The 12,201-nt window shown below is 50.7% G+C and carries 11 protein-coding genes and 1 pseudogene; 5 read left to right on the top strand and 7 right to left on the bottom strand.

Going from position 1 to position 12,201, the window contains the following annotated elements; translation table 11 throughout:
• Positions 1 to 116 precede the first annotated feature (116 nt).
• A pseudogene (locus V7676_RS18830) lies at positions 117 to 353 on the bottom strand (TadE/TadG family type IV pilus assembly protein); the annotation flags it as partial.
• 104 nt (positions 354 to 457) lie between these two features.
• Here V7676_RS18830 and V7676_RS03760 point away from each other — a divergent pair.
• Entirely contained in the window at positions 458 to 1,129 is a 672-nt protein-coding gene (locus V7676_RS03760) for a squalene/phytoene synthase family protein (RefSeq protein WP_335658310.1), read from the top strand.
• 33 nt (positions 1,130 to 1,162) lie between these two features.
• Positions 1,163 to 1,630 carry an EF-hand domain-containing protein gene (locus V7676_RS03765; protein ID WP_335658311.1) on the top strand — a complete coding sequence of 156 codons (468 nt, stop codon included), beginning with the start codon at positions 1,163 to 1,165 and terminating at the stop codon, positions 1,628 to 1,630.
• On the opposite strand, the gene trmFO is transcribed toward V7676_RS03765, so the two are convergent.
• Positions 1,627 to 2,976 carry a methylenetetrahydrofolate--tRNA-(uracil(54)-C(5))-methyltransferase (FADH(2)-oxidizing) TrmFO gene (trmFO, locus tag V7676_RS03770; RefSeq protein WP_335658312.1) on the bottom strand — a complete coding sequence of 450 codons (1,350 nt, stop codon included), beginning with the start codon at positions 2,974 to 2,976 and terminating at the stop codon, positions 1,627 to 1,629. The two genes, V7676_RS03765 and trmFO, sit on opposite strands and share 4 nt — an antisense overlap.
• 73 nt (positions 2,977 to 3,049) lie before the next feature.
• Here trmFO and V7676_RS03775 point away from each other — a divergent pair, with 73 nt between their 5' ends.
• A complete protein-coding gene (locus tag V7676_RS03775) occupies positions 3,050 to 3,715 on the top strand; it encodes a lysoplasmalogenase (protein WP_335658313.1) in 666 nt (221 codons plus the stop codon).
• A gap of 12 nt (positions 3,716 to 3,727) precedes the next feature.
• Here V7676_RS03775 and V7676_RS03780 read toward each other — a convergent pair whose 3' ends face one another.
• The 4 genes from V7676_RS03780 to yaaA form a co-directional block, all read right to left on the bottom strand.
• Positions 3,728 to 3,889, bottom strand: a complete 162-nt coding sequence (locus tag V7676_RS03780) for a hypothetical protein (protein ID WP_335658314.1) — start codon at positions 3,887 to 3,889, stop codon at positions 3,728 to 3,730.
• A gap of 69 nt (positions 3,890 to 3,958) precedes the next feature.
• Complete coding sequence (gene gyrA, locus V7676_RS03785; protein ID WP_335658315.1) at positions 3,959 to 6,706, bottom strand: DNA gyrase subunit A; 2,748 nt, start codon at positions 6,704 to 6,706, stop codon at positions 3,959 to 3,961.
• A 118-nt stretch (positions 6,707 to 6,824) separates the two neighbouring features.
• A complete protein-coding gene (locus V7676_RS03790; RefSeq protein WP_335658316.1) occupies positions 6,825 to 7,529 on the bottom strand; it encodes an SDR family oxidoreductase in 705 nt (234 codons plus the stop codon).
• Complete coding sequence (yaaA, locus tag V7676_RS03795) at positions 7,526 to 8,284, bottom strand: peroxide stress protein YaaA (protein WP_335658317.1); 759 nt, start codon at positions 8,282 to 8,284, stop codon at positions 7,526 to 7,528. Before yaaA ends, V7676_RS03790 begins: the two co-directional genes overlap by 4 nt.
• A gap of 219 nt (positions 8,285 to 8,503) precedes the next feature.
• On the opposite strand from yaaA, the gene V7676_RS03800 reads away from it, so the two are divergent.
• Positions 8,504 to 9,793, top strand: a complete 1,290-nt coding sequence (locus tag V7676_RS03800; protein ID WP_335658318.1) for a hypothetical protein — start codon at positions 8,504 to 8,506, stop codon at positions 9,791 to 9,793.
• 74 nt (positions 9,794 to 9,867) lie between these two features.
• On the opposite strand, the gene V7676_RS03805 is transcribed toward V7676_RS03800, so the two are convergent.
• Positions 9,868 to 10,341: an Lrp/AsnC family transcriptional regulator gene (locus tag V7676_RS03805; RefSeq protein ID WP_335658319.1), complete on the bottom strand. Its 474-nt coding sequence runs from the start codon at positions 10,339 to 10,341 to the stop codon at positions 9,868 to 9,870.
• A gap of 178 nt (positions 10,342 to 10,519) precedes the next feature.
• Between V7676_RS03805 and V7676_RS03810 the strand changes: the two genes are divergently transcribed.
• A complete protein-coding gene (locus V7676_RS03810) occupies positions 10,520 to 12,199 on the top strand; it encodes a sensor histidine kinase (RefSeq protein WP_335658320.1) in 1,680 nt (559 codons plus the stop codon).
• Positions 12,200 to 12,201 lie beyond the last annotated feature (2 nt).

Below are 12,201 nucleotides of genomic sequence, written 5' to 3' on the forward strand. Positions count from 1 at the left end.
AAGGGGTTTGACCCGAAGACACCTTCCTGAAAGTTGAAGTTGAAATATTTCAACGCTTCGGCTTTGTCGGCGCTTGACATGCTGGCACCAGACATCGACCGGCGCCCTGCCAGAGCGCCGGCATCACAGGCCTGCTGTAGGCGTGCTTGCGCCATATAAGCACGGCCGATATCGACCCCGCCGCCAATCATGCCAGCGATCGGGAACAGAGCAGCAGCAGCCATAGCCATTGTATTACCGGCCGTATCCGACCGCAATTTCTGCAATATGGACTTCCGTGATTTCATCTCGTTCCTGTCAAACATGCCATGGTCCTTGATCTGTGCGCAATTAGCCGCGCCGTTCAATTTCATTTCAGCGTGTTTGATAGAGAGAAAAGGGTTAGCGGCTCACCAACGGCTTTGGTTAAAGCGATGTTTACCTTGATTTCGCATAGAAAACTGGCAACGGCGTGAGCATGAAAGACACGCTTTTACAACTTGATCCGTTTCACAGGTTGGTTTTAGCATATGCAAAAGGGCCTGATCGTCCTCGCTATGCACTTTTATTCGCCCTTGATTCGAGATTTGCTGATATTATCCGCTCAACTTCGGAAATATTGATCGGACAAATGCGGTTAACCTGGTGGCGGGATATTTTAACCAAGCCTGCCAAAGAGCGCCCTAGCGGTGAACCATTGGTCGCGCTTATCAGTGCGGCGGAACAGCAAGGCGTTGACGCAGCACCCTTGCTCAGCCTTTTGGACGGGTGGGAATATCTCTTGGATCCTTTTCCTTGGGATGATCTACAGTTTGATCAATATGCAACGAAGCGTGGTGAAGGGATATTTGCTTTTGCCCTTGGGGGGCAAGGCGCGTTGTCCGACAATCAGTATCAGTGGTCCCGTGCATGGGCGTTGTGGGATTTTGCCCGGCACTGCTCAGATGCGAAAACGCGTGCCCGTGCTTTTGAAAAATGCCAGATAATAGGCAGTTCCGCCTCGCCCCCGCATTTTGACAGAAACGGCCGACCACTCTCGATTTTTTGTAAATTATTAAAGCGTGATATATCAAACGGGTCGTTAACAGCCGATCTTTATCGGCCTAGGGTTGCAGGCAAGATTATCTGGCACGGCTTGACCGGCTGTTAACATCAGTCAAGCCGGTTGAGGGACAAGTGGCGCATGAAAAAATATGCAGCCGGTGCTGCCAGTATGATGTTGTTAATGACCGCAGCTTTATTTTTTTGGATTGGCGCAAATGGCCAAGAAAGCCTTATACCTGATGCGCCGCCACCGCCTGAACCGAACAATCAAGAGAGCCTGCCCCAAGCGGATAAAAATGCTCCGGTTTTTGGACTACCACCACCGACACCGCCGGAAGCGCATAAATCATCTCGCGAAGAACGGCGCTTCAATCGCTATGATCGCAACCGGGATGAGATTATCACCCGGCTCGAAATGATGAGCAGCCGCACCAAAACATTTAAGGCACTCGACAAGGACGGGAATAATTTGCTGACTTTTGAAGAATGGGCCGCCGCGACCGGTGAAAAGTTTGCGAGCGCAGACAAAAATGGCGATGCAGAACTGACACGGGCAGAGTTCCGCACCACACGGCCGAAGCGGGCTGCGCCGCGATGTAAATGTTAAGCGGGCTGCTTTTCTTCGGTATAGGATTGCAGCCAATCTGCAAAGTCCGACCGAGCACGAACCGTATAGGCCAATTTGCGTTCTTTCTTCTTCACGCGGTCTTCGAACGGTGGGAAAAGTCCAAAGTTCACGTTCATAGGTTGATAGTCCTTCGCATCTGCTCCGCCCGTGATGTGAGAGAGCAAAGCGCCAAAAGCTGTTGTTTGCGGCGGGTAGGGGAAAGCCTGACCCTTAATCTCGGCAGCAACCATACGCCCGACCATTAATCCGACTGCTGCGCTTTCAACATAGCCTTCACAACCGGTGATCTGTCCGGCAAAGCGGATATGCGGTGCTTTTTTCAGGCGCATTTCCTTATCCAGCAGCTTCGGTGCGTTGATGAATGTGTTGCGGTGTAAGCCGCCCATGCGTGCGAACTCAGCATTTTCCAGGCCGGGTATGGAACGCAGCAGATCAGCCTGCGCACCATATTTTAGCTTTGTCTGAAATCCGACCATGTTCCACAATGTGCCCAGCGCATTATCCTGACGCAGTTGCACGACGGCATATTCGCTTCCGCCTGTGTGCGCATTGGTTAAGCCAACAGGCTTCATCGGCCCAAAACGAAGGGTTTCAGGACCACGTGACGCCATGACTTCAATCGGCATACAGCCTTCGAAATAGGGCGTGTCTTTTTCCCAGTCCTTAAAGTCGGTCTTTTCGCCTTCAAGAAGCCCATTGATAAATGCTCCATATTGATCACGGGTCATCGGACAATTAATATAATCTTTGCCATCGCCTTCAGGACCGACTTTGTCCCAACGCGACTGCATCCATGCGATATCCATATTGATGCTGTCTTTGTGGACAATTGGCGCAATGGCGTCAAAAAAAGCGAGGGAGTCTTCACCGGTCGCAGCACCGATGCTTTCCGCCAACGTCATGGCGGTGAGGGGGCCGGTTGAGACAATGGTCAGGCCGCTTTCGGGCAACTGGTCAATCCGTTCGCGGATTACCTCTATATTGGGATGTTCGCTCAATGCCTTTGTGACGGCTGCTGAGAAATGGTCCCGGTCCACGGCAAGCGCAGAGCCAGCAGGAAGGCGGTTCTTATCCCCCTCACCGATAATGAGCGACCCCAGATCGCGCATTTCTGCGTGCAGCAAGCCAACCGCATTTTTCTCCGCGTCATCAGACCGGAAACTATTGGAACAGACGAGTTCCGCTAGTCCGTCTGTCTGATGCGCCGGCGTCATGTCGCCGCTACCGCGCATTTCGGAAAGGCGCACTTTTACGCCTGCTTCGGCCAATTGCCATGCTGCTTCTGATCCAGCGAGTCCGCCGCCGATAATATGTACCTGTGTCATGGCGTCTCTGTGTTGCCGGATTGGTCAAAAGTCAATCTGGCAGAGAGAGCCAGACCGTGATAGGCGATGAAAGATGAAACGCGCTATTATTGAGTCCCGACCCTATTTATTGCTCAGCTTGCTGTTCGGCATCAGCTATTTCTTTGTGAATGACAGCAATATACCCGGTGTATTTCTCATGCTCTGGAAAAGTTCTGCAGTCGGCTTTCTGGCGGTCTATGCTTTACGCCGGGCCCATAATCTTGATGGCATGTTGATTGCTGCCGTGATGGCCTTTGGCGCTTTGGGCGATATGCTGATCGAATTTGACCTCATGGCGGGAGCGGGGGCCTTTATTGTGGGGCATTGCATCGCGATTGGGCTCTATTGGCGCCATCGCAGGGCCAAGACGTCCTTTAGTCAGAAAACATTGGCTATATTGCTGGTCCCAGTAACTATCTTTATCGGGTGGTCACTGCCGTTCTCTCGAGAAGAAGCGCCGGGCATAGCCATCTATAGTCTGTTTCTGGCTGTCATGGCGGCTATGGCTTGGACCAGTAGTTTTCCGCGGTACCGGGTTGGTGTGGGCGCGTTGTTATTCGTTATATCTGATCTATTTATTTTCTCGCGCATGGGCTTTTTGGCGCATTCCGCAATACCGGACTGGACCATTTGGCCGCTATATTATGTTGGGCAGTTTCTCATTGTGATCGGCGTTGTGCGGACCTTGCGTAAAGAAATGGCAGTCCCGAATCCCTGATCCTAAATGCCGTCAAGAGCATAAGGCGAGTTTTGCGCTATGAATGGCAATCTTACCTTCCCGTTTCAACCCTAGCTGCGGCGGCATGACGTCAAGTGCGGCATGCTGGTAGGCGAAGAGCGAATTACCATCTACTGGCGGAATGGTGATTGATAAAATACCGCCATCCGCCATCCGCCATCCGCGCTATTTTAGGTCAACTCAGCGCGCCGTCTTTCATCAAAAAGGCCGGCGCGCCAGAGGTCATGTTGCGGGATCATCCCCGCTTTCAGGATCGGTGGCAACTGCGGTAGAGTCTTCGGCTGCCAATTCTCCAGCAACCAATTCTTCTGCTACATTTTCTGGCTCTTCTTCTTCATCAATCTTGGCAGCGCCAACAACGGTTTCGCCGGGTGATACATCAAATAATTTGACACCGGAACTATTGCGCCCAATCACCCGCATATCTGCGACTTTCATGCGGATCAGCTTGGCTTGATCCGTCACCAGCATGATCTGCTCCTCATTTGTCGCTTCAAAGCTGGCGACAACGGTGCCGTTCCGCTTGATATTATCGATATTCAATATGCCCTGACCACCACGGCCTGATTGGCGGTATTCATAGGCGCTAGAGCGTTTGCCATAGCCGTTGGCACAAACCGTAAGGATGAAATCCTCAGTCTCAGCAAATTCGGCCACCCGCTCCGGCGACAATTCGGAGGTATTTTCGTTATCTTTCCATGGCGCGGCTTTGAGATAGGCATCCCGTTCTTCGGTTGAAGCTTCAAATCCGCGCAATACGGAAAGCGAGATGACCTCATCATCGCCTTTCAGTGCAATGCCCCGCACACCGGTCGATGTACGGCTCTGGAAAGAACGTACAGCATCACCGGCAAAGCGGATCGCTTTACCATTTTTGGTAGCCAACAGAACGTCTTCATTTTCTGAGAGTAGCTCCACACCGATCAGGCGGTCGTCGCTATCCTCATCGAATTTCATCGCAAATTTGCCGTTGGACGGCACATTGGTGAAGCTATCCATGCTGTTCCGCCGGACACCGCCTTTGGCCGTAGCGAACATGACATGGAGTTTCGCCCATTCCGCTTCATCCTCTGGCAACGGCAAGACGGTGGAAATAGCTTCTCCGTCCGCGAGAGGCAACAGGTTGACCATTGGCCGCCCCTTGGTCTGCGGCCCACCTTCCGGCAGTTTCCAGACTTTTAGACGGTATACTTTGCCGTGGGTGGAGAAGAATAATACCGGCGTGTGCGTCGAAGTGACGAACAACTCGGTAATCGCATCCTCATCCTTGGTTGCCATGCCGGCTCGGCCTTTGCCGCCGCGGCGCTGCGAACGGAATGTATCGAGCGGTGTCCGTTTGATGTAGCCGCCATGGGTGACGGTTACGACCATTTCGGAACGCTCCATCAGGTCTTCGTCTTCCAGACCATCCCATGCTGCCGTAATTTCACTCACGCGTGGCGTTGCAAATTCATCGCGAACCGTTTCCAGTTCTTCACGCATCACCGCATAAAGTTTTTCTCGATTGGCAAGAATTGAGAGATATTCTTCAATAGCGACCGCAAGTTCTTTTAACTCATCGCCAATTTCTTCACGGCCAAGAGCAGTCAGTTTCTGTAAACGCAGATCCAATATCGCCTTAACCTGAATGGCAGAAAGCTTATAAACATCGCCTTCAATCTCGGTTTCAATTGCTTCGACCAGTTTGATATATCCGGCAATCTCAGCAATCGGCCATTCGCGAGCGATCAACGCTTCACGCGCTTCTGCAGGTGTCGATGACCCGCGGATTATCCGGACGACTTCGTCCATATTGGTCACTGCGACCACAAGGCCCAGCAAAATATGTGCGCGCTCACGGGCTTTGTTCAATTCAAATTTGGTGCGGCGCGTAATGACTTCTTCGCGGAACTTTACAAATGCTTGTATGATATCCCGTAAATTGAGGACTTCGGGCCGTCCGCCCATGATCGCCAGCATATTGGCTGGAAAACTCGATTGGGCAGGGGTGAAACGCCATAGCTGGTTCAGCACCACATCTGTTGTGGCATCGCGTTTCAGATCGATAACGACGCGAACACCAGCACGACTGGATTCGTCGCGAATGTCGGAAACGCCATCAATCCGCTTGTCTTTCGCGGCTTCCGCGATTTTTTCGACAAGACCGGATTTGCCAACTTGAAAGGGAATGGACGTCAGAACGATCGAACGTTTATCGCCGCGGCCTTCCTCAATTATATGACGCGCACGCATCATGATCGAACCACGACCCTCTTTATAGGCTAATTTTGCACCCGATTGCCCGAGAATAAGCGGTGCCGTCGGAAAATCTGGCCCTGGAATAATCTCGATGAGTTCATCAATAGTAATCCCCGGATTTTCGATATAGGCGAGGCAGGCATTAATGACTTCGCCCAAATTATGGGGCGGAATATTGGTCGCCATGCCCACTGCAATACCGCCAGCGCCATTGACCAAAAGATTCGGGAAGCGTGCCGGTAAAACGGACGGCTCTCTACGACTGCCGTCATAATTGTCAGTAAAATCGACTGTATCTTTGTCGAGATCATTGAGCAGACTGTTCGCAACCTTGTTTAGCCGCGCCTCTGTATACCGCATGGAAGCGGGCATATCAGGATCCATTGAACCAAAATTACCCTGACCGTCGATCAAAGGCACTCGCATGGACCAATCTTGCGTCATCCGGGCCAGCGCCATGTAAATCGCACTATCGCCATGAGGGTGATAATTGCCCATCACATCGCCGACGATTTTGGCGCATTTACGATAAGGACGTCCAGCGACAAAGCCGCCTTCTTGTGAAGCGAATAAAATACGCCGATGGACAGGTTTCAATCCGTCGCGAACATCAGGAAGCGCGCGACTGACAATAACTGACATCGCGTAATCCATGTAGCTGGATTTCATTTCATCGACGATATCAATCGGTTCAATATCAGATCGTTTTGGTGCAGTGGTTTGTTCGTTCACAAACAGGCCTTTTTTCTTGGTGTTTTGCTAGGGTTTTTAGCTGAGATTCTTCTAAGGCAAGCGGCTTCTAAAAGCCAGCTTTTCAGGCCAAATTTACATTAAATACCGTGACCGGAATTCAAGGGCTTATTTCGTCGCCATCCCAGGCAAAAATCTTGCCGCTATCCACCGGCTTTAGGGCGTCCAGTAGATCGAGCAATTGCATGGCTGCGCGCTCTGGATCAAATAGTTTTCCGGGCGGAACATTGCTTTGAAACGGCTTGCTCAGGCCAGTATCGACCGTGCCAGGGTGCAAAGCGACAATGATACTACGCTTATTCTTGCGTGCCCATTCAATTGAAAGATTGCGGATCGTCATATTCAGCGCTGCCTTGGCGGCACGATAGCCATACCATCCGCCCAGTCGGTTGTCCGAAATACTGCCAACACGCGCCGATATCGCGGCAAAAGTGATAATCTCGGTTTTGTGCATGAGCGGAAGGAAATGCTTGGCAACCAAAGCTGGACCAATGGCATTAATTTGATAATTTTCGAGCATCCATTCCGCGTCCAGTTCTTGGAGGCTCTTTTCAGGTCCTTGTTGATCGCGGTGGAGTAATCCCGTGGCGACAAATACCATGTGCGGCTTGATAGCTTGTTCCTGAAGCCAAATAGCGGCTGAAGCGATTGAATCCTCGGACGTCAGGTCTAGTGCAACGGGGCTATCGGCATTGCGTGAGAAGCGGATGATCTGATCATATTCGGTTTCCTCTTCCAGCAAATCCGCCATTGCGCTACCGATCCCGCCGGTCGCACCGATAATAACCGCGGTCTTTTTGGTCATGAACGTAGAAAATGCAGGCTGTTATCAGTGCTGTTTTCTGCGTCAAATTTATAGCCATCACTGTCAAAACCCTTGAGTGCTTCAGCATCTTGCAGATGATTTTCACATATATAGCGCGCCATCATTCCGCGGGCTCGTTTGGCTTCAAAGCTGATGAATTTTGAGCCTTCGGGACCATCTTTGCGGAAATCGACCTCGATAACACGGGCATTTAATTTTGCGACATGCGGCTTTACTGCTGCCCAATATTCGTTGCTGGCCAGATTTACCACGACCCGTTCTTTTGTTTCATCAAGATCCTTCGCAAGCTCTGTCGCGATTTTATCTTTCCAGAAATCCGTCAGTTTCTTGTATCGCGGTGCCCATTTCGTGCCCATTTCAAGCCGGTGGGGCCTTATGGGGTCAAAGGGACGTAAAAGGCCGTAAAGTCCTGACAAAATGCGCAAATGGCCCTGCGCAAAGTCCAATCCTTCCGTGCTGAGACTCTGGGCTTCAAAGCCGGTATAAACATCGCCGTTATATGCAAAAATGGCAGAACGCTCGGCTTGACTGAAAAATTCATTGTACCGGCCGTGGTTTAGATCAATCAGATTATCGGATACCGGCATGATCGATTTTAATTTCGTCTTCGACAGATTGGAAATAGCTCCTGCCAGTCGCGCAGTTTCTTCGGGGAACCGGTTTTCTGTCGATTGATGCGTAGGAATTTCGCTGTCAAAATCGAGAGACTTGGCAGGGGAGATAATAGCAATCACGGTAAATAAACCTCATAATTCCGGGTTTTTACACCCATATACAAATTTTAATCGGATGACTGTGGCAACGAACACCGTTGTTCAACAACTATTCAGCGGATTCACCCTATAAATGTGTGTGAACCTTGGTAATAAAGCCAAGACAGATTATGGTGCAACCATATTCGGGGGACCGATATTCGGTTCTCTAACATTAAAGTTTTTATTCGGAGGAATTTTATGCGTTTTCTATCTCATCTTTCTTTGGCTGTCGTGCTTGCCGCTGCCGGAACATTAGCGGTTTCCGCTATGCCGCAGGAGGCGCAAGCGGCCAAGAAGAAGGACAAGGGCCCCAAAATTGAAATCAGCAAAGAAATCAGACCACAAGTAGCCGAAATTCAAAAAGCAATGGGCAGTGATACGCCCGCATCGGCAAAGCCGCTTGTGGAAGCGCTTTTGGCACAGCCTCTGACTGGTGGTGACCAATATGTTGCCGGACAATTGGCTATCCAACTGGGTTCTAGTTTAAAAGACACTGACCTTCAGGAAAAAGGGATCAATGCCTCCCTTGCAAGTGGCCAGACATCTGCTGAGCAAATGCCAGCCTTCTTATTTTATTCCGGTAATTTTGCTTATGCTGCGGGACGTTATCCAGAGGCTGTGCAAAAGCTACAGCAGGCCTCCGCCGCCGGTTATGCCGAGAATGATATTGGCGCATTAATCGCCGAAGCCTATTTCAAGCAAAATAAATTCCAAGAAGGCTTGGCTGCGCTGAACAGCGCGATCGAAATTCAAAAAGCCAAAGGCGTCAAGCCATCAGAAAACTGGTATCGCCGAGGTGCGGGCATCGCGATGCAAAATAACGTAAACGGAGCATCCGGAACCTGGACCTATAAATTGGTTGAAGCCTATCCAACCGGTGAGAACTGGAGGGCTGCTTTGTCGGTTTATCGCGATTCAGCTATCCCGAAGTTGTCAAATCAGGAAAATCTTGAACTGATGCGTTTGATGCGGAAAGCGAAAGCGATGGAAGGCGAACGCGACTATTTTGAATATGCCGATGCCGCCGATCCGCGCAGATTGCCGGGCGAAGTGGTTTCATTGTTGGAAGAAGCGCTAGCAACCGGCAAAGTTCCTTCATCCAGCAGCTATGTGAAAGAAACATTGGCTGCCGCCCGCAGCTCGGTTGCGGCCGATAAAGCGAGTTTAGCTGCTTCTGAACGGGATGCTAATAAGTCTGCTAATGGTAAGATCGCACTGGCAACAGCGGACGCAATCTTGGGATATTCCGATTTTGCAAAAGCGGCTGCTTTATATCAGGCGGCTATTTCCAAAGGTGGCATTGACGTGGCGCGGGCACAAATGGGTCTGGGCATTGCTAAGGCCGGAGAGAGTAACTGGAGCGAAGCGAAGCAGGCTTTTTCTAGCGTGACTGGCACTCGCAAGCCTATCGCGAATTTCTGGACTTTGTGGATTGATCAGCAAACTACTCCAGTAGCCGCCCCGACACCGGCGCCAACCGCGAACTAAAAGGGCTTCTTAAAGGCTTCTTATATGTGAAAAAGGGTGCTGCTGGCGCCCTTTTTTTTGTCCTATTTCAACAGCTATTTTCTGATCGGTACGCCCGGCAGATTTTTGGCCGATCTTATCGTCAATGAAGTTTTGACACTGGCGACATTAGGGGCTGCTGTTAATTTGCTTGTCAAAAAGCTTTGGAATTCCTGTAAATCTCTTGCTACGACCTTTAGCATGAAATCAATCTCACCATTGAGCATATAACATTCGCGCACTTCCGGAAGCTGATCGACATGCTCTTCAAAGGCTTGCAAGTCTGATTCTGCCTGGCTTTTCAGACTCACCATTGCAAAAACGGTAATGGTAAATCCCATTTTTGCCGGATCGATCGCTGCATGATAGGCAGTGATGATTCCGCTATCTTCCAACGCTCGCATCCGCCGAAGGCAGGGCGGAGCCGTTAGCCCTACACTATTGGCTAGTTCCACGTTCGTGATCCGCCCCTGATTCTGCAACCGTTCCAGAATCTGTAAGTCAATTTCATCCAAATTATTGTCAGCCATATGTTTGCAATTTCCGTTCGCGAATCGATATCTTCTTATAATAATATTAGTGCACCAAGCAATGGTTGCTCACTTGTCCCACATTGTGACGTAGCATAATCTGGACTTACGATAATTGAAAATTGCCGTTATCACCTCGTTAACACTTTTATTAAACCTTGCTATACCGGAACAATATTTGCGCTACGATGATCGCCTGAAAACAGTGCTAAAAGGACCTTTCCCAGACGGAAAAGCCGCGGCTGTACAATGGCGCCAAGTCGCTGACCTTATGGCACAAAAGCCGGACCTTCTGGTTAATGCAGTTGTCCAGTCAGGTCTTACCCGGCTGCGCGATTTACATGACCGCGTGAATGAAGCGGATCGGACCGCAGCGGTAAAGGCGCTGAATGGGCGTTTAAGGTCATCTCCATTGCTTGTTTACCTTTGTGCGGATGACGATTCCGTTTGTGATGCCGCTATTGCAGCGGCTGATCTTTCGGACGAGCACTGGGCAGACGTCATTCCGCAATTATCTACGCAAGGGCGGAGTATCTTAAAGACAAGGGCCGATCTGGGGCCAATGGCACGCGATTTGTTAAATCTGGCGCCGTCGGCGGGATCGGGATCGCCTGAAAAGCTGACAATAGTCCAAGATGTACCCACTGAACACCTTGGTAATGCATTAAATATTCTTCCTGAAGAAGAGACGGTTGAGGAATCCCAGATCAGCAATTTGGTCGCCAAAATAGCTGATTATCAACGTATCCGCGCGACGGAAACGCCGTTGCCACCAGCCAATGATCTGGAGCATCGCAGCTATTTCGTCGAAGCGATTGATGCGATCAACTTTGAGACAGATGATAGTGGCACCATCATCTGGGCAGAAGGTCCGCCCAAAGGGGCGATTGTGGGTGTCACCATAGCGGAACCCACATTTGATGACGGACCCGGTCCGGATGCTTATGGAGCTGCTGCGTTTCGACAGAGAATGCCGTTAGAAAATGCCCGTATGCGCTTATGTGGTGCGCCGATAGTGGCAGGTGACTGGCGGATGTCGGCCATTCCTTATTTTGGCGAGGAGACGGGTCGGTTCAAAGGTTATCGCGGCGTCGTGCGGCGACCCAATGCCGCTGAAGATGCTGGACATAATAGCCGGGATGTCGAGCGGCGAGAGCAATTGCAGCAACTTATTCATGAACTGCGTACGCCGCTGAATGCCATTATTGGTTTTAGCGAGATTATCGAACAACAGCTTTTTGGTCCGGCATCCTATGAATATCGCACCTTATCGCGAAGTATAATGGACGAAGCACAGCGTTTGCTGGCCGGTTTCGAAGATCTAGATATTGCGTCGAAAATCGATGCGGGTCAGATGGAATGCGTGTCGGGGCTGACCGAGCCCGAATGGTTGTTAGAACGCCTGTCTCAGCGGCTCCAAAGCCTGACGGAAAGCAAGTTAGTAGATTTGCACATCACCAAGGCAGAGCCCGTGCGGCCTTTTGCTCTGGATAGCGAATCCGTTGAGCGTATTTTTGCCCGATTATTGTCTGCGGCGATTATCGCTTGCGATAATGGAGAAGAATTGCGGGCTGATTTACGGACCCGTATCGGGTCACAGCCGGTCAACCATTTCAGCCTGTCACGCCCGTCACGAATCAAAGGTATTTCGGAAGAACAGTTGCTTGATCCGTCGCAGGGCATTGACGGTGATGTGAGCGATGCACCGCTTCTTGGTCTTGGTTTCTCACTTCGGTTGGTGCGCAATTTAGCAAAATCGGCCAATGGAGCCCTGACAATTTCAGAAGAGAGGATAGGGTTGACCCTACCAGCAGCGGCGACTAGCGAAATAAGTATAAGGGAAACCGAGATCGAGTAATT

It is taken from the genome of Parasphingorhabdus sp. (genome assembly GCF_036963805.1).
In the GTDB taxonomy this organism is placed as follows: Bacteria; Pseudomonadota; Alphaproteobacteria; order Sphingomonadales; family Sphingomonadaceae; genus Parasphingorhabdus.